A 24,625-nucleotide genomic window follows, 5' to 3' on the forward strand; every position below is an offset into this window, starting at 1 on the left:
CCTCCACCCCCCCCCCACCCCCCCCCCCCCCCCCCCCCCCCCCCCCCAACCACCCCCCCCCCCCCCCCCCCCCCCCCCCCGGCGCCCCCCCCCCCCGGTGCGACAAGCGCGTGGGTCAGTGCGCGTGGCCGTGACCGTGGCCGTGACCGGCCTCGGCGGACTCCTCTTCCTTCTTCTCGACGACCAGGGTCTCGGTCGTGAGCAGCAGGGAGGCGATGGAGGCGGCGTTCTCCAGGGCGGAGCGGGTGACCTTGACCGGGTCGATGACGCCGGCCTTCACCAGGTCGCCGTACTCGCCGGTCGCGGCGTTGAAGCCCTGGCCCTTCTCGAGCTCCGCCACCTTGGAGGTGATGACGTAGCCCTCGAGGCCGGCGTTCTCGGCGATCCAGCGCAGCGGCTCGACGACGGCGCGGCGGACGACGGCGACACCGGTGGCCTCGTCACCCTCCTTGCCCAGACCGTCCTCCAGCACCTTGGCGGCGTGGACGAGGGCGGAGCCACCACCGGAGACGATGCCCTCCTCGACCGCGGCGCGGGTCGCGGAGATGGCGTCCTCCAGACGGTGCTTCTTCTCCTTGAGCTCGACCTCGGTGGCCGCACCCACGCGGATGACGCAGACGCCACCGGCGAGCTTGGCGAGGCGCTCCTGGAGCTTCTCGCGGTCCCAGTCCGAGTCGGTGGTCTCGATCTCGGCCTTGATCTGGGCGACGCGGCCCTCGACGTCACCGGAGTTGCCGCCACCGTCGACGATGGTGGTGTCGTCCTTGGAGACGGTCACGCGGCGGGCCGTGCCCAGCACGTCCAGACCGGCCTGGTCGAGCTTGAGGCCGACCTCCTCGGCGATGACGGTGGCACCGGTGAGGGTGGCCATGTCGCCCAGCATCGCCTTGCGGCGGTCGCCGAAGCCCGGGGCCTTGACGGCCACGGCGTTGAACGTGCCGCGGATCTTGTTGACGACGAGGGTGGAGAGGGCCTCGCCCTCGACGTCCTCGGCGATGATCAGCAGCGGCTTGGAGCCACCGGCCTGGATGATCTTCTCCAGCAGCGGCAGCAGGTCCTGGATCGCGGAGATCTTGCCCTGGTGGATCAGGATGTACGGGTCGTCGAGGACGGCCTCCATACGCTCCTGGTCGGTGACCATGTAGGGCGAGAGGTAACCCTTGTCGAAGGCCATGCCCTCGGTGAAGTCCAGCTCCAGGCCGAAGGTGTTGGACTCCTCGACCGTGATGACGCCGTCCTTGCCGACCTTGTCCATCGCCTCGGCGATCAGCTCGCCGACCTGCTGGTCCTGCGCGGAGAGCGCGGCCACGGCGGCGATGTCGGACTTGTCGTCGATCGGGCGGGCGGTCGCCAGGAGGTCCTCGGAGACGGCCTTGACGGCGGCGTCGATGCCCTTCTTCAGGGCGGCCGGGGAGGCGCCGGCGGCGACGTTGCGCAGACCCTCGCGGACCAGCGCCTGGGCCAGGACGGTCGCGGTGGTGGTGCCGTCACCCGCGATGTCGTTGGTCTTGGTCGCCACCTCCTTGACGAGCTGGGCGCCGAGGTTCTCGTACGCGTCCTCGAGCTCGACCTCACGGGCGATGGTGACGCCGTCGTTGGTGATGGTGGGAGCGCCGAACTTCTTGTCGATGACGACGTTGCGGCCCTTGGGGCCGATCGTCACCTTGACGGTGTCGGCGAGCTTGTTGACGCCGCGCTCAAGGGCGCGACGGGCGTCCTCGTCGAACTTCAGGGTCTTGGCCATGGGTAAGAATCCTCGCGATCTCTCTCAAACGAACTGCGCCCCGGGCGCCCGGCTGAATGGACGCGGGAACCAGGGGCGCAGAACTAAAGCTTCGAAAGCTCGAAAGCCTCGGGTGAACTACTTCTCGATGACCGCGAGGACGTCGCGGGCCGAGAGGACGAGGTACTCGTCACCGTTGTACTTCACCTCGGTGCCGCCGTACTTGCTGTAGAGCACGATGTCACCGACCTGGACGTCGAGCGGGAGGCGCTCGCCGTTCTCGAAGCGGCCCGGGCCCACGGCCAGGACAGCGCCCTCCTGGGGCTTCTCCTTGGCGGTGTCCGGAATGACCAGGCCGGAGGCCGTGGTCTGCTCGGCGTCGAGCGGCTGGACCACGATGCGGTCCTCGAGCGGCTTGATGGCAACCTTGGAGCTGGCGGTCGTCACGATCCGACCTCCCCCTTCGGAGATCTCACGGGGTCATTTGTCTGAGGTGGCGACCTGGTAGATCCGTCGTCGCGGGTGCCGGATCTGCCCGTCGCTGTGTTTGGCACTCACCGGTGGAGAGTGCCAACGGTGCCGAGACTATGACGCGGTTAGCACTCGGTCAAGCGGAGTGCCAATCCATCGCGCGGCGCCCGGTCCCTACCCGTCCACGATCAGAGGTAGTCCTCCAGTCGCCCCACCGTGTATCCCTGGGCCTGGATGCTGCGGAGCATGTTGGTCGTCATCCTGGTCATCGAGGTGCCCTTGAGCTCTCCCGGACCGCGGAAGTGGGCGAGCACGATGTCGCCGGGGCGCAGCCCGTCGCCCTGGGCGTAGCGCATGTCGTTGATCTGCATCGTCGCCTCCCACAGCACGACCGCCCGCACCCCGCAGCCGGCGGCGGCCGTGAGTGTGGCGTCGTTGTAATTGCCGTAGGGCGGCCGGAAGAGCGGGGGCCGGGTGCCGAAACGCTTCTCCAGGGCGTCCTGCTGGCCGCATATCTCGCGCTTCTGGGCGTCCGCCGACAGGGTGCGCAGGTTCGGATGGGTCAGCGTGTGGTTCTGGACGCCGTTGCCGAGGGCGCGCAGCGGCTCGAAATAACCGTAGCCGCCGCCCGCGCGGGCGATGCTGTCCGTGAGGAACATCGTGAACGGCAGCTTCAGGTCCCTGGCCATCCGCACGAACTCCGGGTCCTTCTCGGCCCCGTCGTCGATCGTCACGAACACGACCTTGTCCGTGGTCGGTATCCGGCGGACGACCGGCGGGATACCGCCCGGCGAGGGCAGCGCCACCGGCTTCCGCGCCGGCGGGGCGGGCGGGGCGGCCAGCGGCCGCTCCAGCCCCCAGCGGCGGTACGCGTCGCCGGGCGTGGCGGACGCGCTCGCCCCCGTACGCGGCTTCCCCGGGCCGCCGGACGCCCCGGAGGAGCCGGAGGACGCCCCGGAGCACCCCGCGAGGGTGCCGGTCAGCAGCAGGGCCGCGGAGACGGCGAGGAGGGCGGCGCGACGACGGCGGCCCGGCCCACCGGGAAGGCCGGGGCGGCCGTGAGAGCCGGGGCGGCCGTGGGAGCCGGGACGACCATGACGGCCGCGATGGCCGGAAACAGACAGGGTCACCCGAACGATTCTTGTGCATGCGTTCGACGACCGCGCGGGGGGCCGGGACCGCCACCGCCCGGCCGGGGCCGGGAAGGGCCGGGGACCGCGAGGGAGAATGAGACACGTGCCCGCACCGAACCCCGCCGCCACCACCGACGCCGCCCAGGCCGCCGAGACCGCCCAGGCCCTCGCCGCCTTCGCCGCCCTGCTCACCGACGAGGGCCGCGCCCTCCTCGACGGGCTCCGCGACCACGACCCCGCGCGGGAGCTCGCCACGGCGACCCGCCTGCGCCGTGAGCACCCGGCCGAGCTGGTCTCCGCCGCGCTCGGACAGGCCCGGCTGCGGCAGCGCGCGGTCGCGAAGTTCGGCGCGGAGGACGCGTACCGCATGTTCTTCACGCCCAACGGCGTGGAGCAGTCCACGCGCGCCTCGGTGGCCACCCACCGCGCCCGGCGCTTCCAGGAGCTCGGCGTGCGCCGGATCGCCGACCTGTGCGGGGGCATCGGCGGCGACGCCATCGCGCTCGCGCGAGCCGGGATCTCCGTGCTCGCCGTCGACCGCGACCCGCTCACCTGCGAGGTCGCCCGGGCCAACGCCGCCGCGCTGGGCCTGGCCGACCTGATCGAGGTGCGCTGCGCCGACGTCACGGAGATCGACACCACGCCGTACGACGCGGTCTTCGTCGACCCGGCCCGGCGCGGCGGCCGCGGTCGCATCTTCGACCCGGAGGCCTACTCCCCGCCGCTCTCCTGGGCGATCGAGGCGGCCCGCTCGGCCCCGCGCGCGGCCCTGAAGATCGCCCCGGGCGTCCCCCACGAGGCGATCCCGGACGACGCGGAGGCGGAGTGGATCTCCGACGGCGGTGACGTGAAGGAGGCCGTGCTGTGGTTCGGCACGGACCCGGGCGCGTACCGGGCCACCCTGCTGCCCGAGGGTGCGACCCTGATGGGCCGCGGCCTGCCCGACCCGCCGGTCCGCCCCGTGGGCCGCTACCTCTACGAGCCGGACGGCGCCGTCATCCGTGCCCACCTCGTGGCGGACGTCGCGGAGCGGCTGGCCGGCGGCCTGATCGACGAGACCATCGCGTACGTGACGAGCGACGAGCTCCACCCGACGCCGTACGCGGCGGCGTACGAGGTCACGGACGTGCTGCCGTTCAACCTGAAGCGCCTGAAGGCGGTCGTGCGCGAGCGTGGGATCGGGGTGGCGGTCATCAAGAAGCGCGGCTCGGCGGTGGAGCCGGAGGAACTGCGCCGGAAGCTCAAGCTCGCGGGCCCGAACTCCTGCGTGGTCGTGCTGACCCGGGTGGCGGGCGCTCCGACGATGCTCCTGGCACAGCCGGCGCGCCCCGCCGCGTAGGGCCGGCGCCCCCGGGGAGAGACCGGCCCCCGCGCGTCACGAGTAGAGGTTGTCCTTGCTCAGCTCGTGGAAGTGGTCGTGGTCGTGGCCATGCCCGTGGCCATGGCTGTGACCGTGACCGTGGTCGTGGTCGTGGGCGTGGGTGCCCGGGACGTGGGTGTCCGTGACCGGCAGCGAGGAGTCCGCCGACAGGTCCCACGACGAGGCCGCGCGACCGCGGGCCACCATCTCGGCGCCGAGGGCGGCGACCATCGCGCCGTTGTCCGTGCACAGCTTGGGACGCGGCACGCGCAGCGTGATGCCGGCGTCCTCGCAGCGGCGCTGGGCCATGGCGCGCAGCCGGGTGTTGGCCGCGACACCGCCGCCGATCATCAGGTGGTCGACGCCGTGGTCCTTGCAGGCACGCACGGCCTTGCGGGTCAGCACGTCCACCACGGCCTCCTGGAAGGAGGCGGCGACGTCGGCGACCGGGACGTTCTCGCCGGCCGCGCGCTTGGCCTCGATCCAGCGGGCCACGGCGGTCTTCAGGCCGGAGAAGGAGAAGTCGTATATCGGGTCGCGGGGGCCGGTCAGGCCGCGCGGGAAGCGGATGGCGTCGGGGTCGCCCTCGCGCGCCCAGCGGTCGATGACCGGGCCGCCGGGGAAGCCCAGGTTGAGCACCCGGGCGATCTTGTCGAAGGCCTCGCCCGCCGCGTCGTCGATGGTCGAGCCGAGCGGCCGGACGTCCGCGGTGATGTCGGGCGCCAGCAGCAGGGACGAGTGGCCGCCGCTGACCAGCAGGGCCATCGTCGGCTCGGGCAGGGCGCCGTGCTCCAGCTGGTCCACACAGATGTGCGAGGCGAGGTGGTTCACACCGTAGAGCGGCTTGCCCAGGGCGTAGGCGTACGCCTTGGCGGCCGACACGCCGACGAGGAGGGCGCCCGCGAGGCCGGGGCCGGCGGTGACCGCGATGCCGTCGAGGTCCTTGGCGCTGACCCCCGCCTCCTTCAGGGCACGCTGGATCGTCGGCACCATGGCCTCCAGGTGCGCCCGGCTGGCGACCTCGGGGACCACGCCGCCGAAGCGGGCGTGCTCGTCGACGCTGGAGGCGACGGCGTCGGCGAGCAGCGTGTGACCGCGGACGATCCCGACACCGGTCTCGTCGCACGAGGTCTCGATGCCGAGGACCAGGGGTTCGTCAGCCTTGCGAGCCATGGGTCATTCCTTGCACTGCGGTGGTGGGGTCGGTGAGGCGCATGACGAGCGCGTCGACGTTGCCGGGCTGGTAGTAGCCACGGCGGACGCCCACGGGCTCGAAGCCGAAGCGTTCGTACAGGCGCTGGGCACGGGTGTTGTCGACACGCACCTCGAGCAGCACCTCGCGGCACTCGAAGGCGGTCGCGGTGGTGAGCAGCTCGGTGAGCAGCCGGGCGCCCAGGCCGGTGCTCCAGTGCTCGCGGGCGACGGCGATGGTCTGGACGTCGCCGGTGCCGTCGACGGCGGCGAGGCCGGCGTAGCCGACGACGCGGCGCGCGCCCTCGGGTTCCCCGGCGGCCTCCGCCACGACGTAGCGGCGGTTGGCGTTGGCACCGCGCGCGTGCGCCAGCTCCGACCAGAAGAGGCCCTTCGACCAGGCGTCGTGCGGGAAGAGCTCGCGCTCCAGCTCCAGCACCGGCCCGATGTCCCACCAGCGCATCTCGCGGATACCGACCGCCGCGGCCGACCCGGTCACTGCGGGGTGACCACCTTGTAGTTGGCGGGCACCTGGGCGTCCGGCCGGCGCAGGTAGAGCGGCTGGTCGGGGAGGAACTCGCCGCCGGTGCGCAGCTTCTCGGCGGCCAGCGCGGCGAGCGCGCCCGCCGACTGGTGCTGCGGCAGGTCGGCCCGTACGTCCGTGAAGGCGTCCGGGTAGAGCACGGCGCCGGCGCCGACGGCGGCCAGGCCCGCGACGCGCTCGGCGAGCTCGGCGGGGCGGTCCACGGCGGGCTCGGTGACCCGGGTCCGGGCGTCGGCGTACCGCGCCCAGTAGACCTCCTTGCGGCGGGCGTCCGTCGCCACGACGAACTCGCCCTCGAGACCGGCCTGCCCGGCGGCGTAGGCGATGCCGTCGAGCGTGCACAGGCTGTGGACGGGCACGGACAGCACGGACGCGAAGGTCGCGGCGGTGACGATGCCGACGCGCAGGCCCGTGTAGGGGCCGGGGCCGACGCCCACGACGAGGCCGGTCACGGCGTCCAGCGCGCACCCCGCCTCGCTCAGCACCCGGTCGACGGCGGGCAGCAGCAGTTCCCCGTGCCGGCGCGCGTCGACCTGGCTCGACTCGGCGACGACGGACTCGCCGTCGTGGAGGGCGACGGTGACGGCGGGGGTGGCGGTATCCAGAGCGAGCAGCAGCACGTGACAAGCCTACGGCGCGCCATGGGGCGTCCGGTGCCCGCACCGGTCATCGCCGGGGGCGCGGCGGGGGCGCGGCCGAGTGCTACGGTCAGCCGCATAGCCGTGCGAGCGGCCGTACGAGCAGGCCGTACAGCGGGTACGGACGGACGGGCGGCCCGGTCCGTACGGGCCGGCACGCGGAACGAAGAACCAGTACGCGGGACGAAAGGGTGCGCACCGTGGCACGCAGCAGCTCGGGGGCGATCGTGGCCGTGCTCACGGCGGCGGCGCTGGGCGGGGTCGGTTTCCTCGCATACCAGGCGGAGGCCGCGCCGGACCGCCCCGCGAGCGCGCACGCCCCCGCCGCGTCCGGCAAGGACAAGGACAAGGGCGGCGGCGCGACGGGCGCGGCCGGCGGCGCCACCCAGGACCAGGGCAAGGCGGCGACCCCGGTCCCGCAGGACTCCGGCACCGGCCTGCGGGTCGTCTACGGGCTCGCGCAGAAGCGGGTGTGGCTCGTGGGCTCCGACGGCAAGGCCACCCGGACGTACGAGGTGGCGCCCAGCACGGTCAACCCGCCGCCCGGCACCTACGCGGTCACCTCGCGGGCCCCGCAGGTCACGGGCTCGGACGGGATCCCGATCGAGCACGTGGTGCGCTTCCACAAGGACCTCGCCACGGGCGTCGTCTTCGGCTTCAGCGCGGCCGTCGACGGCTCGTCGCCGAAGCTGGACCCGACGAAGAAGACGGGCGGCATCCGCGAGCTGCCGGCCGACGGTCGGGCCATGTGGGAGTTCGCGGTGAACAACACCAAGGTCGTCGTCGTCCCGTAGAGCGGGACGGAGATCCGGGGGGCGTGGCAGTGGCCGCGTCCCCCGTTCGGGCTATCCGGGACCGGTCTGCGACGGGCGGCGACGCGGGCGGGGTACGTCAGGCCGCGTCGCGCTCCTCCGCGCGCCCGGGGCGCTCAGCGGGACCGGGGGCCGCGGGCGGGGTGGAGACCGCGTCGGCGGCGGCGCAGGCCGCCAGGAGATCGCGCACGGACAGGGGCCGGGGCCGCTCCTCCGAGCGGTCCACCACGGGGGCGGCGGGCTCTTGGGCCGTCATGGAGCCTCCTGGGCAGCTCGGGCCGGGCGGAGGAAGTGAGGCAGACCTAACCGAGCCTCCGTTCACCCATGTCACCACGCGCGGCACCGCGCGCGCAACGTCTTCCCGACGGCTTGTCGGAAACTACGTCGCGTGCCGGATCCGCTACCCCAGCGAGGAGAGGTCCGCGCCCGTCCAGCGCTCGCCGACCCCGGTCACGGTCACGCTGCGCACGTCGTCGGCGTCGTCCACGCCGGCGGCCGGGGCGTCCGCGCCGACCGCCCGCTCGATGACGACACGCAGCCGGTCCTCGGAGAGCTCCTCGACCTTGCCGTCACCCCACTCCACGACCACGACCGACTCGGGCAGCGAGACGTCCAGGTCCAGGTCCTCCATCTCGTCCAGCCCGCCGGAGAGCCGGTAGGCGTCGACGTGGACCAGGGGCGGGCCGTCGCCCAGCGACGGGTGGACCCGGGCGATGACGAAGGTCGGCGAGGTCACGGCGCCGCGCACGCCGAGCCCCTCGCCCAGCCCGCGGGTCATCGTCGTCTTGCCGGCCCCGAGCTCACCGGAGAGCAGGACCAGGTCGCCGGGCCGCAGCAGCGCGGCCAGCCGCCGGCCCAACTCGCGCATGTCCTCGGCGGACTTGACGGTGAGCTGCGTGGACGCGGCGGCGGTGGTGTCGTGCGGGGCGTTCATATCCGCCGATGGTACGGGGTCGGCGGCCCCGGGCGCCGTGCCGTGCGCGCCCCTCGCGGGGAGGGCACGGGGAGGGCGCGGGCAGGGTCAGTGCCGGGACCCGGCGGCCCGGGACCCCTCCGCCCCTCCCGGTCGTCCGGTCGCGAGCGGCCCCCCGGCCGCCGCCAGCAGCTCCGCGAGCCGCTCGCAGACCTGCTCCGGCTGCTCCAGCATCACCAGGTGCCCCGCTCCCGGGACGACGACCAGGTCCGCGGCCGGCAGGGCGTCGGCGATCACCTCGCTGTGGGTGCTCGGCGTGATCAGGTCCTTCTCGCCGGCGAGGACGAGCACGGGACGGCCGTCGAAGGCGCTCAGCGCGGCCACCTTGTCGTGCGCGTCGAAGGCGGGATAGAACTCGGCGACCACGTCCACCGGCGTCGCCTCGATCAGCCGCTCCGCGAACCGGGCCACCGCCGGGTCCACGTCGCGCGCCCCGAACGAATAGCGCTTGATGATCGCCCCGACGAGCTCGGCGGTCGCCCGGCGCCCCTTCTCGACCAGGTCGGTCCGCTCGGCCATCAGCTTGAACGCGCCCGGCAGCACGGCCCGGCGCACAAGGCTCATCCCGGCGGCCGGGAGCCCGTACGTCACCTCCGACAGCAGCCCCGAGGACGTGCCGACGAAGGCCGCGCCCACCACGCGCTCCGCGATCAGCTCGGGGAACTGGTCGGCCAGGGCCATCGTCGTCATGCCGCCCATCGAATGCCCCACCAGCACCAGCGGCCCCTCGGGCGCCGCGGCGTCGATGACGGCCTTGAGGTCGCGGCCGAGCAGGTCGATGGAGACGGGCTCGCCGCCGTCGCACCGGGCCTTGCCCCGGCCGGAGCGGCCGTGGCAGCGCTGGTCCCAGAAGACGGTGCGGACCAGGCCGCGCAGGGCGGCGCGCTGGAAGTGCCAGGAGTCCTGGCTGAGGCAGTAGCCGTGGCTGAAGACGACCGTGACCGGCGGGACCGGCCTGCGACGCCCGAGGAGCCGGGAACGGCCGCCCGCCGCGGCCGGCTCCGGCTCGTCGATCTCGTCGACCTCGTAGTGGAGCTCGGTGCCGTCGTCGGCGATCGCGACACCGGTGGTGCCGCGCAACGTGCCGTAGGGGCCCGCCGCGTCCAGCGCGAGCCGGGCCTTGCGGCGCATGCCGCGCCCGACGGTCAGCCGCTCGACGGCGACGCCGACCGCGGCTCCGGCGGCCACCAGGCCGACCGCGGCTCCCGCGAGCCCCGCCCCGCGCCGCCAGGGCACGGCGCCCGCCGCGTCCGCGACGCCCACGGCCCCGGCGGCCGCCGCCGCTCCGGTGACCGCCGCCCCCGTGCCCGTACTACCGCCGCCCTCGCCCATGTCACTCCCCCGTGTCGTGGCCTACGGTGTCATCCTCCGGGACCTCCCCGGTATAGACGCGGGGCACGCGCGCGGAGATGCGCGTGACGACCTCATAGGCGATGGTTCCGGTCGCCCGGGCCCAGTCCTCGGCGGTCGGTTCGCCGCGGTCGCCCGGCCCGAACAGCACCGCCTCGTCGCCCACGTCGGCGCTGTCGCCGCCCAGGTCCACCACGAACTGGTCCATGGCGACGCGGCCCGCGACCGTGCGCCACTTGCCCCCGACCAGCACCGGGCCGGTGCCGGAGGCGGCGCGCGGGATGCCGTCCGCGTAGCCGACGGGGACCAGCGCCAGGGTGGTCTCGCCGGGGGTGGTGTAGAGATGGCCGTAAGAGACCCCGTGCCCGCCCGGCACACGCTTGACGGACGCGAGCGACGCGGAGAGCGTCATGACCGGCCTGAGCCCGAAGTCCTCCGGGGTGCCGATCTCCGGGCTGGGCGATATGCCGTACATCGCCACGCCGGTCCGCACCAGGTCGAAGTGGGTCTCGGGGAGGGTAAGGGTGGCCGGGGAGTTGGCGATGTGCCGGACCTCGGGGGTCAGCCCCTGGGCCTCGGCGTAGGCCACGGCGTCCTTGAAGACCTCGATCTGGGCCCGGATCGAGGGGTGGCCCGGCTCGTCGGCGCACGCGAAGTGCGACCACACGCCCGTGACCGCGACCAGCCCGGCCTTCTCGGCGTCCCGGGCGGCGGCGACCAGCTTCTCCCAGTCGGCGGGCTGGCAGCCGTTGCGACCGAGACCGGTGTCGATCTTCAGCTGGACGCGCGCGGGCCGGCCCGCGGCGCGCACGGCGGCGGTGACCTCATCCAGCGCCCACGGACCGCTGACCGAGATGTCGATGCCGGCCTCGACGGCCTCGCGCCACGGCCCGCCGGGCGTCCACAGCCAGCACATCAGCCGGCCCGTGTCCCCGGCGGCGCGCAGCGCCAGCGCCTCGTGCGGCGTGGCCGTGCCCAGCCACTCCGCTCCGGCCTGCCGGGCCGCCCGCGCGCAGGGCACCGCCCCGTGCCCGTACGCGTCCGCCTTGACGACGGCCATCAGCTGCGCCCGGGGGGCGCGAGCCCGCAGAGCACGTACGTTGGCCCGGAGGGCGGCCAGGTCGACCACGGCACGGGCGCGCATCGGTGTCTCACTCATCGCAGCCAGTGTCTCAGGCCGGGGCGCGGGGCGGGGAGCCTGGGGGAACGCTTCGATCCGGTTGACCGGCCCGACGGCCCGGTGGCCGCCCGCGGCCCGCCTGCGCGAGGCTGACCCCATGAGGACTGCCCACAGCGTGGAAACCGTACGGACCGCCGAACGAGCGCTCATGGCCGAGCTGCCCCCCGGCACCCTGATGCAGCGGGCCGCCGCCGGCCTCGCGGCCGCCTGCGCGGACCTGCTGGGCCGCCGCGTCTACGGCGCCCGCGTCACCCTCCTCGTCGGCAGCGGCGACAACGGAGGCGACGCGCTCTACGCCGGCGCCCGCCTCGCGCGCCGGGGCGCGGGCGTCACGGCCGTGCTGCTGGCCCCCGACCGGGCCCACGAGGGCGGCCTGCGCGCCCTGCGCGCCGCCGGCGGCCGTACGGTGCCCGCGGCCGGCGAGGCGGACGGCGAGGCGGCCGGCAAGGCAGGCGGAAGCGGCGACTCTGCCGGCGTACGGGCCGTGCGGCGTGCCGACCTCGTCGTCGACGGCATCGTGGGCATCGGCGGCAAGGGCGGGTTGCGCCCGGACGCCGAGGCCCTGGTCCGCGCCGCCGAGGAGACGGGCGCGCTGATCGTCGCCGTCGACCTGCCCAGCGGCGTCGACGCCGACACCGGCGAGGTACGGGGCCCGGCCGTGCGCGCGGACGCGACCGTGACCTTCGGCGCCTACAAGCCCGGCCTGCTCATCGACCCGGCGCGCGAACACGCCGGCGCGCTGCGCTTCACCGACATCGGCCTCGGGCCCCGGCTGCCCGACACGCCCGACGTGACCGCGCTCCAGCACATGGACGTGGCCGGCCTGCTGCCCCACCCGGCCGCCGAGAGCGACAAATACCGCCGCGGGGTCGTCGGCATCGTCGCCGGCTCGGCCCGCTACCCGGGCGCGGCCGTGCTCGCGGTGGCCGGCGCGCTCAGCGGCGGCGCGGGCGCGGTCCGCTACGCCGGGCCCGCCGTGGACGCGGTGATCGCCCGCTTCCCGGAGACCCTGGTGACGACGGGCCCGCCGGCCAAGGCGGGCCGGGTGCAGGCCTGGGTCGTCGGCCCCGGGCTGGGCGACGGCCCCGACGCCCGGCAGGCGCTGGAGGACGTACTGGCCGAGGACGTACCGGTGCTGATCGACGCCGACGGGCTCCGCCTGCTGGACCCGGACGCCCTGCGGTCCCGGGCCGCCGAGACGCTGGTGACCCCGCACGCCGGGGAGGCGGCCGTGCTGCTCGGCACCTCCCGGGAGGAGGTCGAGGCCTCCCGCCTGGCCTCCGTCCGCGCCCTGGCCGGGCGCTACGGGGTGACGGCCCTCCTCAAGGGCTCCACGACCCTGATCGCCGACGCCTCCGGCGGACCGGTCCGGGTCAACCCGACGGGCACCCCCTGGCTGGCCACCGCCGGCAGCGGCGACGTCCTCTCGGGCCTGACCGGCTCCCTGCTCGCCGCGGGCCTGACGGCCCACGACGCCGCGTCCGTGGGCGCCTACCTCCACGGCCTCGCCGCCCGCCGGCTGGGCCCCGCCCCCCTCACGGCCCTGGAGGTGGCGGCCGGCCTGCGCGAGGTCTGGCAGGACATCGCCCTGGACTGAGCCGGGCCGATGGTGATCCGGCAGGCTCACCGCCCCGGACTCACCGCCCCGCCGGGGATTCCTCCGGCGGGTGCTCCAGCGGCTGCCCCGGCGGCTCCTCCGGAGGCGCTTCCCGAGCCCCCGCGGCCTCGGCCGCCCCGGCGGGGCCGGCCGCCCGGCCCCTCAGCCAGACCTCGGGGCGTCCGCCCAGCCGGGTGAGCGCGGACCGGTGGGCGTCGGTCTTGACCACGAACGCCAGGCCGTCGTCGTAGGAGAGCCTGCCGATCACCGCCTCGGCGTAGTGCTCGGTGTCGAAGCGGTCCCAGGCCCAGGCGAGCTGGGCCCGCACCTGGCGGGAGGGGTGCGTGGCGTAGGAGGCCAGGAGGGGGATGGCCCGGTCGTCGGCGACCGCGGTGGCCGCGACGACGACCGCGTGGGCCACCTCGTCCGTGAGCCCCTCGGGGCCGGGGAGCAGGTCCAGCACGATCTCCCCGGCCTCGGCCAGGGCCTTGGCCGACTCGGTGTCGCGCGGGGGCACCAGCCCGGCCGTCGCCCGCTCGATGGCGCTCCGCACCTCCGGGTCCACCTCGGTCGCCTGCTCCAGGCAGGCCGCCGCGAGGAGATGCAGCCGGTGCCGCTTGTCCTCCTCCCGCTCGCCGCGCTCCAGCAGCTTGCGCAGCAGCTCGGCCCTGGCGCGCGGCGGCGCGTGGCCCACCGCCATGCGCAGGACGTCCTCCCACTGGTCGTCGTGGGCGTGGTTGACCAGCAGGTCGAAGTCCCAGTCGTCGACGGCGGCCTGGGCGCCGAGGTAGTCCTGGAAAGTGCGGTGGATGAAGTCCAGCGTCCCGCTCGTGGGCTGGCGGAGGAGGCCGCTGCGCACCACCAGATGCCGGAGTATCTGCTCGGCGCTGCCCCGGGCCGCCACGGCGGGCATCGCCGGCAGCGCGCGTTCGAGGATCTCCACGGCCTTGTGCCACTCGATCTCCGAGCGGCCGTTCCTGATGAGCCAGTAGGCGATCTTCTGCAGGAGGGCGACCTGGGCCTGCTCCAGCTCCGGGCTCTCCGGGCCGACCACGATCTCGCGCTCGCGGTCGCGCCGCACCAGCAGCAGGTCCAGCGCCGCGCGGTACAGCTCCATGCGGCCGTGCGGGAGATGGCCCCGGCGGGCGCGGTTGAGGGCGCAGATCATCGCGCACATGAGGGGGTTGGTGGCGAGCCGGCCGAGATCGCGCTTGGCGACCACCGCCGCCATCAGGGAGTCCCGGAAGGCCCGCAGCCGCTCGTCGTCCCGCTGCCCGGCCGCGTCGTGCCAGCGGTCGATGAAGGCCAGGACGTCGCCCCGGCTCATCGGCAGCAGTTCGAGCTCCGTGAAGCCCGCCTCCGCGAGCCAGCCCTCGCGCACGGCGGAGGGCCGGGTGGTGATGACGTACCGCGCCTCGGGATAGGCGGCGAGCAGATCCTTGACCCAGGCCAGGGTGCGCCGGCGGTCGGCCTCGGGGACCTCGTCCACCCCGTCGATCAGCAGCAGGGCGGTGCCCTCGACGAGCCGGCGGGTCACCCAGCCCTCCGCGGCGGGCAGTCCCGCCAGCGGGCCCGCGGCGGCCGCGAGGAACTCCTCGGGTCGGGGCAGCTCGCCCCTGCGGATCAGCGTCCGCAGCGGCAGGGTCAGCGGCACACAGCCACTGAGGTGTCCCAGCCCGGGCGGCAGGTCGCCCCGGGCCGTGATCGTGGCCAGCCACTGGAGGAGCGTGGTCTTCCCCGATCCGGCCGCGCCGCGCAGCAGCACCCGCCGGTGCCCGGACAGGGCCTCCTCCGCACGCTGGGGCGAGCGCATCCGCCCGTCCCGCGAAGCGCCGGTCAGCTCAAGGCTGAGATAGGCGGCGTCGAGCGGCCAGGTCTCGCCCTCGCCGTCGGAGAGGGTGAGCCCGATGATGGTCAGCTCGCTCGCCTTGTCGACGACGTAGGCCCGTAACCGTCGCTCGAACGCCTCCGCTTCGAGCTGCCGGGGCGACGCCAGGGAGCGCGACTCGGGCTTGTGGCCCGCGAGCAGGCACTCCTGGAGGAAGCGGAAGTCCTGCCAGAGCGTCTCCGACGGCGTCACGGTCAGCCGCCCGTGCCCCCAGCCGCTGGGATCGGCGCAGACCACCCCCGCCAGCAGCCCCTCCACGAAGACGGCCGCCCCCGACATCCCCGCCCACGGGGAACCGCCGCCCGGCCGCTCCGGCGCGCCGAACCCGCTGTCCAGCACATGCCGCCCGCTGAGGAGATTGCTGCCGGGCTTCAGCGTGCCCACGATCTGCTCGGTGTCGAGCTCGCCGGCCGTGTCGCGCTGCACCTGCGGGAAGCCGACCGCCTGCGCGCCCGGCCAGGCCCGGAGGTCGTAGGACCGGCCCCAGATCAGGGGCTCGAACTCCTGGGCCGCCTCCGGAGTCACCAGATCCCGCTCGGCCACGAGCAGCGCCACGTCGCACCGGCGATTGTCGTCGCGCTCCCACTCGACGCGGCAGCGCACCTTGCCGACGCCGCCCGGCACGATCGCCCGCGGGTCGTGGCACCCCCGCACCACGTGCGCCGCGGTCAGCACGACGTTGGGCGCCAGCAGATAGCCGCTGCCCTGGCTCTCCCCGAACACCGCCGCGATGCGTTCCTTCGCCGGATGCATGCCCTCTCCCTCCCCCGGTGCCCTACGAGCGGACCAGACGATACGCCGCCCACACACGCCGCCCACACCTTCTCAACACCGGGCGACGACGGACAGTTGCGCGACCGGAGACGGCCGGGGCGCCCCGCCCCCCCGTGCGGGGCACCCCGGCCGCCCGTCCCGCTACCCGGCCGCCCCGGCGGTCCCGGTCGCCCCGGCGGTCCCGGCAGTCCCGGCAGTCCCGGTCGCCCGCAGGCCCGCGATCAGCCACTCCACCGCCGGGCCCATGTCCGGCGCGGGCCAGCCGTTGATCACCGCGACGAGGCGCCAGTAGTGCTCGTACCGCGAGTCGTTGCCGGTCTCCAGCTGCTCCAGCAGCCACCGCCGGAACTCCGGCCCGTCCTCGCGCCCCGACAGCCCGGCACACTCCCGCACCAGCTCGTCGACCACCGGACGCGCCGCCTCCGTGTCCGGCGCGATCCCGGCCGTGCGCGCAGCCGCGGTCCGGTCCTTCATGACGCCGGCCAGCCGCCGCGCCTCCTCGGGCGTGGGCTGCCCGGCCTCGCCCCGCGCACGGATCTGTTCGGCGGCCGCCCGCCGCATCCCGGCGCGGAACTCGTCGTCCCGCACCAGCTCCGCCAGCTCCACCCACGCCTCCACCTGCTCCGGGGACGGGTCGTCGGGCAGCACGGGCACCGCCTCGCGCAGCGTGGCCAGGAAGCCGGGGTCGATGTCCAGCCCCTCGAAGGCGCTGTCGACGAAGTCCTCGATCAGGCGGCGGCGTTCCCCGTCCGACAGGTTCGTGAGCTTGTGCATGAGTTCCATCTCCTCCGGTGTGGACCCGCGTCCCGCCACCGCCCCCAGTACGGCCCGGCGCAGCCGCAGCGTGCGGATCTGCGTGTCCAGGGCCCGGGCGTGCACGGCCGCGACCTCGGCCACCGTGACCTCGCGTTCCAGCACCCGCCGGACGGTGTCGAGGCCGATCCCGAGCTCGCGCAGCGTGCGGACCAGTCCCAGACGCGCCGGCGCGTCGGGGCCGTAGAGGCGGTAGCCCGCGGGTGTGCGATCGGCCGGCGGCACCACTCCCTCGTCGGACCAGAACCGGATCGTCTTGACCGGCAGTCCGGTCAGCCGGGCCAGTTCCCCGATGGTGCAGACGGAGTGAAGGGTGTCGTCATCCATGTCCGCCACCTTGGGGTCTCCCGTCGCTGGAGAGTCAAAGCGTAGGCACGGGCCTTTACCTCCGGTCGCGCCCCACGGCGTCCGACGCGGCGCCGACGGCGAAGCCGAGCACCACGAGCACCGCGTACGTGTAGATCTCGTAGCCGTCGGGGGCCAGGTAGCGCAGGAAGCCGAAGAGGCGGAACCAGCCCAGCCACTCGTGGATCAGGCCGCTGACGCCCCCGACGATGAGGATGAAGCTGACGATGCCGAGCAGGCTCTTCACCCCGGCGGCCGTCTTCCCCGCGGAGTCGTTCCCGCCGGCCGGCGGCGTGTTCTCAGGAGCGGAATCGTTCATGGTCCGAGCCTAGGAAGCGCGGTCCCCGCCCGGCGTCCTCCCGTCGGCGGCGGTCCGCCGACCAAAGTCTCCGGGCCGCGCGCGACCACTCATACCGAAGTATCGGCCTGCCGCCGGACCGCTCCGGCCGTCCCGTCGCCGCCGTAGATTCGGACAGGTGCGCCACATCCACCGAACCCGCCGCGACTGGGCCGCCGACATCGGGCTGTTCCTGTTCGCCGCCTGCTTCGCCGCCATCACCTCCCGGGCCATTCCCGCGGCATGGGAGCTGAGCCCGGCCTGGCAGGTCGTCGACCAGCTGGCCGGCGGCCTCGCCTGCGCGGCGGTGTTCCTGCGGCGGCGCTGGCCGGTGCCGCTCGCCGTCGTCCTGCTGGTGGGCGGGAGCGTGGGGCACTTCCTGACCGGACCCGCCCTGGTCGCCCTCTTCACCGTCGCCGCGTACCGCCCCTGGCGCGTCACCGCGTGGGTCACCGCGCTCGCCTTCGCGCCGCTGCCGGTGTTCCTCTACGAGCTGCCGGGCCTCGACGAGACCCGTACCGGCCCGTCGATCAGCTACTTCGCACTGCTCGCCGGCACGATCGGCTGGGGTCTGTTCCGGCGCTCGCGCCGCCAGCTGATCGAGTCGCTGCGGCAGCGCGCCGAGCTGGCGGAGGCCGAGTCGGCGCTGCGGGCGGCCCGGGCCACCCAGCGGGCCCGGGAGGAGATCGCCCGGGAGATGCACGACGTGCTGGCCCACCGGCTGTCGCTGCTGAGCGTGCACGCGGGGGCGCTGGAGTTCCATCCGGAGGCCCCGGCGGCGGAGATCCAGCGGGCGGCCGGGGTCATCCGCGACAGCGCGCACCAGGCGCTCCAGGACCTGCGCGAGGTCATCGGCGTACTGCGCGCCCCCGTGGCCGACGGACGGCCGCAGCCGACGCTGGGCGACATCGCCCGCCTGGTCGAGGAGGCGGGCGGGACGGGGGCGCGGATCGACTACGAGCCGCTCGGCGCGGCGGAGACCGGGGCGGCCCCGGCGGCCCTCGGGCGCACCGCCTACCGCGTCGTCCAGGAGGCCCTCACCAACGCGCGCAAACACGCCCCCGGCGCACCCGTGCGCATCACGCTCTCCGGCGGGCCGGGCGAGGGCCTGGACATCGAGGTGCGCAACGCCCTCGCAGACACTCCGAACGGCACTCCCGACGGCCCCGCGGCCATCCCCGGCGCCGGGCAGGGGCTCCTCGGGCTCGCCGAACGGGCCGCCCTGGCCGGCGGCCGGCTGGAGCACGGCGGAACGGGGGAGGACTTCCGTCTGGCCGCCTGGCTACCCTGGCCCGCGGGGCCCGGACAGCCCTGATCCACAGGCCGAGGCTCCCCCACACCCCCAGATTGCGAGGCCACCGCCGTGAGCAGCATCCGCGTGCTCCTCGTCGACGACGACCCGCTCGTACGCGCCGGACTGCGGCTGATGCTCGGCGGCGCGCCCGACATCGAGGTGGTCGCCGAGGCCGCCGACGGCGGCGAGGTACCGGGGATGGTCACGGCGCACTCCCCCGCCGTCGTCCTGATGGACATCCGCATGCCCGGCGTCGACGGGCTGGCCGCCACCGAGGCGCTGCGCCGGCGCCCGGAGGCGCCCGAGGTGATCGTGCTGACCACCTTCAACACCGACGAGCACGTGCTGCGCGCCCTGCGGGCGGGCGCCGCCGGGTTCGTGCTCAAGGACACCCCGCCGCGGGAGATCGTCGAGGCGGTACGGAGGGTCGCGGCCGGCGAGCCGGTGCTGTCCCCGGCCGTCACCCAGCAGCTCATCGCCCAGGTGTCGGGCGGGGACCCCCGGGTGCGCTCCCGGGCGGAGGCGGCCCGCGAGCGGCTGGCCCTCCTGGGCGAACGGGAGCGCGAGGTGGCCACCGCCGTGGGCCGGGGACAGGCGAACGCGGAGATCGCGGCCGAGCTGTACATGTCCGTGCCCACGGTCAAGACGCACGTCTCGCGCATCCTCACCAAGCTGGACCTGAACAACCGGGTGCAGATCGCGCTGCTGGTCCACGACGCCGGGGAGGCCTGAGCCGGTCCGGGCCCACCACGGACCGACCCCTCCCCCACGGCTTCCCCGCGGCCTACTTCTCCGCGATCACCACCGCCGAGGCCACTCCCGCGTCATGGCTGAGCGAGACGTGCCACGAGGTGACGCCCAGCGCCTCGGCGACCGCGGCCACCGTGCCCCTGACCAGCAGCCTCGGCCGGCCGCTGCCCTCCGTCACGATCTCCGCGTCCGTCCAGAGCAGCCCGCCGGGCGCGCCCAGGGCCTTGGCCAGCGCCTCCTTGGCGGCGAAGCGGGCGGCCAGCGAGGCGATGCCCCGGCGCTCCCCGGTCGGCAGATACAGCTCGCGCTCCACGAAGAGCCGGCCGGCCATGGCGGGCGTACGCTGCAAGGCCGCGTCGAACCGCTCGATCTCCGCGACGTCGATCCCCACTCCCACGATCATTCGACCGTCACCGACTTCGCGAGGTTGCGCGGCTGGTCGACCTCGTTGCCCCGGGCCGTCGCCAGCTCGCAGGCGAAGACCTGGAGCGGCACGGTGGCCACCAGCGGCTGGAGCAGGACGGGCGTCGCCGGGATCTCCACCAGGTGGTCGGCGTAGGGGCGCACCGCCTCGTCGCCCCGCTCGGCGATCACGATGGTGCGGGCGCCGCGCGCCCGGATCTCCTGGATGTTGGACACGATCTTGTCGTGGAGGATGGACCGGCCGCGCGGCGACGGGACGACCACGACCACCGGCAGATCCTTCTCGATCAGCGCGATGGGCCCGTGCTTGAGCTCACCGGCCGCGAACCCCTCCGCGTGCATATAGGCGAGCTCCTTGAGCTTCAGGGCGCCCTCCAGGGCCACCGGATAGCCCACGTGGCGGCCCAGGAAGAGGACGGTGTTCTTGTCGGCCAGGGAGCGGGCCAGCTCGCGCACCGGCTCCATGGTCTCCAGCACCTCCTCCACCTGTGTGCCGATCGCGGACAGCTCGCGGACGACGCTCCACACCTCGTCGCCCCACTTGGTGCCGCGCACCTGTCCCAGGTAGAGCGCGACCAGGTAGCAGGCGACCAGCTGGGTGAGGAACGCCTTGGTCGAGGCGACCGCGACCTCGGGGCCGGCGTGGGTGTAGAGCACGGCGTCCGACTCGCGGGGGATCGTCGAGCCGTTGGTGTTACAGATGGCCAGCACCTTGGCGCCCTGCTCGCGGGCATGCCGCAGGGCCATGAGGGTGTCCATGGTCTCGCCGGACTGGCTGATGGCGACGACCAGGGTCCGCTGGTCGAGGATCGGGTCGCGGTAGCGGAACTCGCTCGCCAGCTCCGTCTCGCACGGGATGCGGGTCCAGTGCTCGATGGCGTACTTGGCGATCATCCCCGCGTGGTAGGCCGTCCCGCACGCCACGATGACGACCTTGTCGACCTCGCGGAGCACGGAGGCGGGGATGCGCACCTCGTCCAGCGTCAGCGAGCCCGCCGAGTCGATCCTGCCCAGCAGCGTGTCGGCCACGGCCTTCGGCTGCTCGGCGATCTCCTTGAGCATGAAGTAGTCATAACCCCCCTTCTCGGCCGCCGAGGCGTCCCAGTCCACGTGATACGTCCGCACGGAGTCGTCCGCGGACGCGCCGTCGAAGTCCGTGACCGTCACGCCGTCGCGGCGCAGCTCGACGACCTGGTCCTGGCCCAGCTCGATCGCTTCCCGCGTATGGGCGATGAAGGCGGCGACGTCCGACGCGAGGAAGTTCTCACCATCTCCAACACCGACCACCAGCGGAGAGTTGCGTCGGGCCCCCACGACCAGGTCCGGCTCGTCCGCGTGCACCGCCACCAGAGTGAACGCCCCCTCCAGCCGGCGGCAGACCTGCCGCATGGCCTCGGGGAGGTCGCCGCACGACGAGAAGGACTCCGACAGCAGGTGGGCGACCACCTCGGTGTCGGTCTCGGAGGACAGGTCGTGCCCCCGGTCGGCGAGCTCGGCCCGGAGTTCGGCGAAGTTCTCGATGATGCCGTTGTGGACGACGGCCACCCGACCGGCGTTGTCGAGGTGGGGGTGGGCGTTGGCGTCCGTCGGGCCGCCGTGGGTCGCCCACCGGGTGTGACCGATGGCGGTCGGCCCGGACGGGAGCGGCCGGTCGCCCAGTTCCTTCTCCAGATTGGCGAGCTTGCCGGCCTTCTTGGCCGACGCCAGTCCGCCGTCCGCCAGGACCGCCACCCCGGCCGAGTCGTAGCCGCGGTACTCCAGGCGCCGCAGCCCTGCCAATACGACGTCGAGGGCGGACTGCCCTCCCACATAGCCAACGATTCCGCACATGAGGTGCAGCGTACGGCCCCCGCCCCGGCGGTCGCGGGTCAACGCCGGAGTCGGCGGCGGAGTCGGCGGCGGAGTCGGCGGCGGAGTCGGCGGCGCCGGGTCAACGCCCCCGTTCGATGCGGTCGATGGCGTCCTGCACCATCTCCAGGTACTCCACCTCCTCGCAGCGCGGTTTGCTGCCGAGAACGTAGCGGTCGAGGCAGTCGTCGAGGTCCTGGCCGAGGTCCTCGTCGGGCAGCTCGGCGGCGAGGTCGCCGTGCACCCGGTCGGCGAAGGCGGCCCGCGCGCCGGTGTCGGCGGACGCGGGGGGCGTGCCGAGGCGCACGAGACGCCGTACGCCCTTCCCGGCGCGGCGGACGCGGCGGAGGACGAGCAGGAAAACGAACACGGAGCGAGTCTCCTCGCGTGGCGCGTGCGGACAGGACGCTGGACGCTATTCCTGACCGGCAAGTAAGTACAGACCCCCGGAGGAAACTTCACCCACTGGCACCTCCCGCTTCCCCCCAGTCACCGCGAAAACGCAGGTGGCCGGACCACCCCGACGTGATCCGCGCGCGCCACGCGCGGACAATGGGCCCGTGCCGACCACCATGGAGCAGCCGCAGCAACGCCGCCGCGCGGAGTCCTCGCCGTTCGTGGACCTGACCCGGGCGCAGTGGAGCGCGCTGCGCGAGAACACCCCGCTGCCGCTCACCGCCGAGGAGGTGGAGCGGCTGCGCGGGCTGGGCGACGTCATCGACCTGGACGAGGTCCGCGACATCTATCTGCCGCTGTCCCGCCTGCTCAACCTCTACGTGGGCGCCACGGGCAGCCTGCGCGGCGCGCTGAACACGTTCCTGGGCGAGAAGGGGGCCCAGCGCGGCACGCCCTTCGTCATAGGCGTCGCGGGCAGCGTGGCGGTGGGCAAGTCGACCACGGCCCGTCTGCTCCAGGCGCTGCTGGCCCGCTGGCCCGAGCACCCGCGCGTCGAGCTGGTCACCACGGACGGCTTCCTGCTGCCCAACGCGGAGCTGCAGGCGCGCGGCCTGATGTCGCGGAAAGGTTTCCCCGAGTCCTACGACCGCCGGGGCCTCACCCGCTTCGTCGCGGATGTGAAGGCCGGGAAGGACGAGGTCTCCGCACCCGTCTACTCCCACCTGATCTACGACATCGTGCCCGGCGAGCGGCTCACCGTGCACCGGCCGGACATCCTGATCATCGAGGGGCTCAACGTCCTCCAGCCGGCCCAGCCCGGCCAGGACGGCCGCACCCGGGTCTCGCTCGCCGACTTCTTCGACTTCAGCGTCTACGTGGACGCCCGCGCGGAGGACATCGAGCGCTGGTACTACGAACGGTTCCGGAAGCTGCGCGCGACGGCGTTCCAGAACCCCGACTCCTACTTCCAGCGCTACACGCGCGTGTCGGAGGAGGAGGCGCTGGACTACGCGCGACGGAACTGGCGCACCATCAACAAGCCGAACCTGCTGGAGAATGTGGCGCCGACGCGGGGCCGGGCGAACCTGATCCTCCGCAAGGGATCCGACCACAAGGTGCAGCGACTGTCGCTGCGGAAGCTCTGACGAAAAACGCCGGGCGGGCTGACGACTGTCAGCCCGCCCGGCGTTCGGCGTTCGTCCGTGGACGGGGGTCCGGCTAGCCCAGCGCCGTCTTCACGACGTCCGCGAGCTGCTCCGCGACCTTCCGCGCCTGCTCGTGGTCCGCGGCCTCGACCATCACGCGGACGAGCGGCTCGGTGCCGGACGAGCGCAGCAGCACCCGGCCGGTGGCGCCCAGCTCGCGCTCGGCGGCGTTGACGGCGGCGGCGAGCTCCTCCGAGGAGCCGACGCGGGACTTGTCGACGTTCCGGACGTTGATCAGGACCTGCGGCAGGCGCTCCATGACGCCGGCCAGGTCGGCCAGCGAGCGGCCGGTGGCGGCGACGCGGGCGGCCAGCATCAGGCCGGTGAGGGTGCCGTCACCGGTCGTGGCGTGGTCCAGGACGATGACGTGGCCGGACTGCTCGCCGCCCAGGGCGAAGCCGTTGGCCTTCATCTCCTCCAGGACGTAGCGGTCGCCGACCGAGGTCTGGACGAGCTGGACGCCCTCGCGCTCCATGGCCAGCTTGAAGCCCAGGTTGGACATCACGGTGGCGACGACGGTGTTCTTGCGCAGCGAGTCGGCCTCGCGCATGGCGAGCGCCAGGACGGCCAGGATCTGGTCGCCGTCGACCTCGTTGCCCTTGTGGTCCACGGCCAGGCAGCGGTCGGCGTCGCCGTCGTGGGCGACGCCCAGGTCGGCGCCGTGCTCGACGACGGCGGCGCGCAGCTTGTCCAGGTGGGTGGAGCCGCACTCGTGGTTGATGTTGAGGCCGTCGGGCTCGGTGCCGATGGTGACGACCTCGGCGCCGGCGCGCGAGAAGGCCTCGGGGGAGACGCGGGAGGCCGCGCCGTGGGCGCCGTCGATGACGACCTTGAGGCCGTCGAGGCGGTTGGGCAGGACGCCGATCAGGTGGGCGACGTAGTTGTCGAAGCCCTGGTCGTAGTCCTTGACGCGGCCGACGCCGGCACCGGTGGGTCGGTCCCAGGGCTCGCCGGAGGCGTGCGCCCGGTAGGTCTCCTCGATGCGGTCCTCGAGCTCGTCGGCGAGCTTGTGGCCACCGCGGGCGAAGAACTTGATGCCGTTGTCGGGCATCGCGTTGTGGCTCGCGGAGAGCATGACGCCGAGGTCGGCGCCGAGGACACCGGTCAGGTAGGCCACGGCGGGCGTGGGCAGCACGCCCACCCGCAGCACGTCCACGCCGGCGCTGGCCAGACCGGCCACCACGGCGGCCTCCAGGAACTCCCCGGACGCGCGCGGATCCCGCCCGACCACGGCCACCGGCCGATGGCCCTCGAACGTACCCGCCTCGGCGAGCACATGCGCCGCCGCGACCGACAGGCCGAGCGCGAGCTCGGCTGTCAGATCGGCGTTGGCGACACCGCGCACACCGTCCGTACCGAAGAGTCGTCCCACTGGTGTCCTCCGAAAAAGCGGGGTGGGGCCACGCCGCGAGGCCCCGAACATACGTACCTGGTCCTGACCGGTAATGGCCGAACGCCCCGGGGGGGGGGGGGGGGGGGGGGGGGGGGGTGGGGGGGGGGGGGGGAGGGGGGGGGGGGGGGGGGGTGGGGTGGTGGGGGGTTTTGTGGTCTTTTCCCCCCCCATCCTCTTTCTTTCACCC

23 protein-coding genes are annotated in these 24,625 nt (G+C 74.0%); 6 read left to right on the forward strand and 17 right to left on the reverse strand.

Going from position 1 to position 24,625, the window contains the following annotated elements:
* Positions 1 to 115: 115 nt before the first annotated feature.
* The 3 genes from groL to AC07BS_RS31940 all read right to left on the reverse strand — a co-directional run bounded on the left by groL (position 116) and on the right by AC07BS_RS31940 (position 3,318).
* Positions 116 to 1,744 carry a chaperonin GroEL gene (gene groL / locus AC07BS_RS31930; protein WP_478647020.1) on the reverse strand — a complete coding sequence of 543 codons (1,629 nt, stop codon included), beginning with the start codon at positions 1,742 to 1,744 and terminating at the stop codon, positions 116 to 118.
* 117 nt (positions 1,745 to 1,861) lie between these two features.
* Complete coding sequence (groES, locus tag AC07BS_RS31935) at positions 1,862 to 2,170, reverse strand: co-chaperone GroES (RefSeq protein ID WP_478647021.1); 309 nt, start codon at positions 2,168 to 2,170, stop codon at positions 1,862 to 1,864.
* 212 nt (positions 2,171 to 2,382) lie between these two features.
* Positions 2,383 to 3,318: a polysaccharide deacetylase family protein gene (locus tag AC07BS_RS31940; protein ID WP_478935268.1), complete on the reverse strand. Its 936-nt coding sequence runs from the start codon at positions 3,316 to 3,318 to the stop codon at positions 2,383 to 2,385.
* A gap of 103 nt (positions 3,319 to 3,421) precedes the next feature.
* Here AC07BS_RS31940 and AC07BS_RS31945 point away from each other — a divergent pair, with 103 nt between their 5' ends.
* Positions 3,422 to 4,666: a class I SAM-dependent methyltransferase gene (locus tag AC07BS_RS31945; protein ID WP_478935247.1), complete on the forward strand. Its 1,245-nt coding sequence runs from the start codon at positions 3,422 to 3,424 to the stop codon at positions 4,664 to 4,666.
* Between the two features lie 36 nt (positions 4,667 to 4,702).
* On the opposite strand, the gene tsaD is transcribed toward AC07BS_RS31945, so the two are convergent.
* The 3 genes from tsaD to tsaB are packed head-to-tail and all read right to left on the reverse strand — an operon-like array spanning position 4,703 to position 7,042.
* Positions 4,703 to 5,860 (reverse strand): tRNA (adenosine(37)-N6)-threonylcarbamoyltransferase complex transferase subunit TsaD, encoded by a 1,158-nt coding sequence (tsaD, locus tag AC07BS_RS31950; protein ID WP_478935248.1) that lies wholly within the window; start codon positions 5,858 to 5,860, stop codon positions 4,703 to 4,705.
* Positions 5,844 to 6,341: a ribosomal protein S18-alanine N-acetyltransferase gene (gene rimI / locus AC07BS_RS31955; RefSeq protein WP_478647307.1), complete on the reverse strand. Its 498-nt coding sequence runs from the start codon at positions 6,339 to 6,341 to the stop codon at positions 5,844 to 5,846. The genes tsaD and rimI overlap by 17 nt, the downstream gene beginning before the upstream one ends.
* 32 nt (positions 6,342 to 6,373) lie before the next feature.
* Positions 6,374 to 7,042 carry a tRNA (adenosine(37)-N6)-threonylcarbamoyltransferase complex dimerization subunit type 1 TsaB gene (gene tsaB / locus AC07BS_RS31960; protein ID WP_478935249.1) on the reverse strand — a complete coding sequence of 223 codons (669 nt, stop codon included), beginning with the start codon at positions 7,040 to 7,042 and terminating at the stop codon, positions 6,374 to 6,376.
* Positions 7,043 to 7,260: 218 nt separating this feature from the next.
* Between tsaB and AC07BS_RS31965 the strand changes: the two genes are divergently transcribed.
* Entirely contained in the window at positions 7,261 to 7,854 is a 594-nt protein-coding gene (locus tag AC07BS_RS31965; RefSeq protein WP_478935250.1) for a hypothetical protein, read from the forward strand.
* A gap of 97 nt (positions 7,855 to 7,951) precedes the next feature.
* Here the strand turns inward: AC07BS_RS31965 and AC07BS_RS31970 are convergent, their stop codons facing one another.
* From AC07BS_RS31970 to alr, 4 genes are all read right to left on the reverse strand, one after another.
* Complete coding sequence (locus AC07BS_RS31970) at positions 7,952 to 8,128, reverse strand: hypothetical protein (protein WP_478647031.1); 177 nt, start codon at positions 8,126 to 8,128, stop codon at positions 7,952 to 7,954.
* Positions 8,129 to 8,272: 144 nt separating this feature from the next.
* A complete protein-coding gene (gene tsaE / locus AC07BS_RS31975) occupies positions 8,273 to 8,806 on the reverse strand; it encodes a tRNA (adenosine(37)-N6)-threonylcarbamoyltransferase complex ATPase subunit type 1 TsaE (protein WP_478647032.1) in 534 nt (177 codons plus the stop codon).
* A gap of 87 nt (positions 8,807 to 8,893) precedes the next feature.
* Complete coding sequence (locus AC07BS_RS31980; protein ID WP_478647034.1) at positions 8,894 to 10,177, reverse strand: alpha/beta fold hydrolase; 1,284 nt, start codon at positions 10,175 to 10,177, stop codon at positions 8,894 to 8,896.
* Between the two features lies 1 nt (position 10,178).
* Entirely contained in the window at positions 10,179 to 11,354 is a 1,176-nt protein-coding gene (alr, locus tag AC07BS_RS31985; protein WP_478935251.1) for an alanine racemase, read from the reverse strand.
* A 118-nt stretch (positions 11,355 to 11,472) separates the two neighbouring features.
* Here alr and AC07BS_RS31990 point away from each other — a divergent pair, with 118 nt between their 5' ends.
* On the forward strand, positions 11,473 to 12,972 hold the full coding sequence (locus AC07BS_RS31990) for an NAD(P)H-hydrate dehydratase (RefSeq protein WP_478935252.1): 1,500 nt from the start codon (positions 11,473 to 11,475) through the stop codon (positions 12,970 to 12,972).
* A gap of 40 nt (positions 12,973 to 13,012) precedes the next feature.
* Here AC07BS_RS31990 and AC07BS_RS31995 read toward each other — a convergent pair whose 3' ends face one another.
* From AC07BS_RS31995 to AC07BS_RS32005, 3 genes are all read right to left on the reverse strand, one after another.
* On the reverse strand, positions 13,013 to 15,613 hold the full coding sequence (locus AC07BS_RS31995) for an NACHT domain-containing protein (RefSeq protein ID WP_478935253.1): 2,601 nt from the start codon (positions 15,611 to 15,613) through the stop codon (positions 13,013 to 13,015).
* A 162-nt stretch (positions 15,614 to 15,775) separates the two neighbouring features.
* Positions 15,776 to 16,774, reverse strand: coding sequence for a helix-turn-helix domain-containing protein (locus AC07BS_RS32000; RefSeq protein ID WP_478935254.1), 999 nt, complete (start codon positions 16,772 to 16,774; stop codon positions 15,776 to 15,778).
* 55 nt (positions 16,775 to 16,829) lie between these two features.
* On the reverse strand, positions 16,830 to 17,111 hold the full coding sequence (locus AC07BS_RS32005) for a hypothetical protein (RefSeq protein WP_478935255.1): 282 nt from the start codon (positions 17,109 to 17,111) through the stop codon (positions 16,830 to 16,832).
* A gap of 157 nt (positions 17,112 to 17,268) precedes the next feature.
* Between AC07BS_RS32005 and AC07BS_RS32010 the strand changes: the two genes are divergently transcribed.
* On the forward strand, positions 17,269 to 18,444 hold the full coding sequence (locus tag AC07BS_RS32010; RefSeq protein ID WP_478647044.1) for a sensor histidine kinase: 1,176 nt from the start codon (positions 17,269 to 17,271) through the stop codon (positions 18,442 to 18,444).
* A 48-nt stretch (positions 18,445 to 18,492) separates the two neighbouring features.
* Complete coding sequence (locus tag AC07BS_RS32015; RefSeq protein WP_478935256.1) at positions 18,493 to 19,155, forward strand: response regulator; 663 nt, start codon at positions 18,493 to 18,495, stop codon at positions 19,153 to 19,155.
* A 52-nt stretch (positions 19,156 to 19,207) separates the two neighbouring features.
* On the opposite strand, the gene AC07BS_RS32020 is transcribed toward AC07BS_RS32015, so the two are convergent.
* From AC07BS_RS32020 to AC07BS_RS32030, 3 genes are all read right to left on the reverse strand, one after another.
* Entirely contained in the window at positions 19,208 to 19,576 is a 369-nt protein-coding gene (locus AC07BS_RS32020) for a holo-ACP synthase (RefSeq protein ID WP_478647047.1), read from the reverse strand.
* Positions 19,573 to 21,426 carry a glutamine--fructose-6-phosphate transaminase (isomerizing) gene (glmS, locus tag AC07BS_RS32025; protein ID WP_478935257.1) on the reverse strand — a complete coding sequence of 618 codons (1,854 nt, stop codon included), beginning with the start codon at positions 21,424 to 21,426 and terminating at the stop codon, positions 19,573 to 19,575. Before glmS ends, AC07BS_RS32020 begins: the two co-directional genes overlap by 4 nt.
* 100 nt (positions 21,427 to 21,526) lie before the next feature.
* The gene (locus AC07BS_RS32030) at positions 21,527 to 21,814 is read right to left on the reverse strand and encodes a hypothetical protein (RefSeq protein WP_478647050.1); all 288 of its coding nucleotides are present in this window, start codon (positions 21,812 to 21,814) and stop codon (positions 21,527 to 21,529) included.
* 202 nt (positions 21,815 to 22,016) lie between these two features.
* Here AC07BS_RS32030 and coaA point away from each other — a divergent pair, with 202 nt between their 5' ends.
* Positions 22,017 to 22,985 (forward strand): type I pantothenate kinase, encoded by a 969-nt coding sequence (gene coaA / locus AC07BS_RS32035; RefSeq protein ID WP_478647309.1) that lies wholly within the window; start codon positions 22,017 to 22,019, stop codon positions 22,983 to 22,985.
* 73 nt (positions 22,986 to 23,058) lie between these two features.
* Here the strand turns inward: coaA and glmM are convergent, their stop codons facing one another.
* Positions 23,059 to 24,417 (reverse strand): phosphoglucosamine mutase, encoded by a 1,359-nt coding sequence (gene glmM, locus AC07BS_RS32040; protein ID WP_478647052.1) that lies wholly within the window; start codon positions 24,415 to 24,417, stop codon positions 23,059 to 23,061.
* Positions 24,418 to 24,625 lie beyond the last annotated feature (208 nt).

This window comes from Streptomyces sp. NPDC044063 (assembly GCF_056434285.1).

Excerpts from the sequence above, each read along its gene's own strand:
- tsaE (WP_478647032.1), bottom strand. The coding sequence starts at position 8,806 with ATGAACGCCCCGCACGACACCACCGCCGCCGCGTCCACGCAGCTCACC.
- groL (WP_478647020.1), bottom strand. The coding sequence starts at position 1,744 with ATGGCCAAGACCCTGAAGTTCGACGAGGACGCCCGTCGCGCCCTTGAG.
- glmS (WP_478935257.1), bottom strand. The coding sequence starts at position 21,426 with ATGTGCGGAATCGTTGGCTATGTGGGAGGGCAGTCCGCCCTCGACGTC.
- AC07BS_RS32000 (WP_478935254.1), bottom strand. The coding sequence starts at position 16,774 with ATGGATGACGACACCCTTCACTCCGTCTGCACCATCGGGGAACTGGCC.
- AC07BS_RS32020 (WP_478647047.1), bottom strand. The coding sequence starts at position 19,576 with ATGATCGTGGGAGTGGGGATCGACGTCGCGGAGATCGAGCGGTTCGAC.
- alr (WP_478935251.1), bottom strand. The coding sequence starts at position 11,354 with ATGAGTGAGACACCGATGCGCGCCCGTGCCGTGGTCGACCTGGCCGCC.
- AC07BS_RS31990 (WP_478935252.1), top strand. The coding sequence starts at position 11,473 with ATGAGGACTGCCCACAGCGTGGAAACCGTACGGACCGCCGAACGAGCG.
- AC07BS_RS32005 (WP_478935255.1), bottom strand. The coding sequence starts at position 17,111 with ATGAACGATTCCGCTCCTGAGAACACGCCGCCGGCCGGCGGGAACGAC.
- coaA (WP_478647309.1), top strand. The coding sequence starts at position 22,017 with ATGGAGCAGCCGCAGCAACGCCGCCGCGCGGAGTCCTCGCCGTTCGTG.
- AC07BS_RS31945 (WP_478935247.1), top strand. The coding sequence starts at position 3,422 with ATGAGACACGTGCCCGCACCGAACCCCGCCGCCACCACCGACGCCGCC.
- rimI (WP_478647307.1), bottom strand. The coding sequence starts at position 6,341 with ATGCGCTGGTGGGACATCGGGCCGGTGCTGGAGCTGGAGCGCGAGCTC.
- tsaD (WP_478935248.1), bottom strand. The coding sequence starts at position 5,860 with ATGGCTCGCAAGGCTGACGAACCCCTGGTCCTCGGCATCGAGACCTCG.
- AC07BS_RS31970 (WP_478647031.1), bottom strand. The coding sequence starts at position 8,128 with ATGACGGCCCAAGAGCCCGCCGCCCCCGTGGTGGACCGCTCGGAGGAG.
- AC07BS_RS31995 (WP_478935253.1), bottom strand. The coding sequence starts at position 15,613 with ATGCATCCGGCGAAGGAACGCATCGCGGCGGTGTTCGGGGAGAGCCAG.
- AC07BS_RS31980 (WP_478647034.1), bottom strand. The coding sequence starts at position 10,177 with ATGGGCGAGGGCGGCGGTAGTACGGGCACGGGGGCGGCGGTCACCGGA.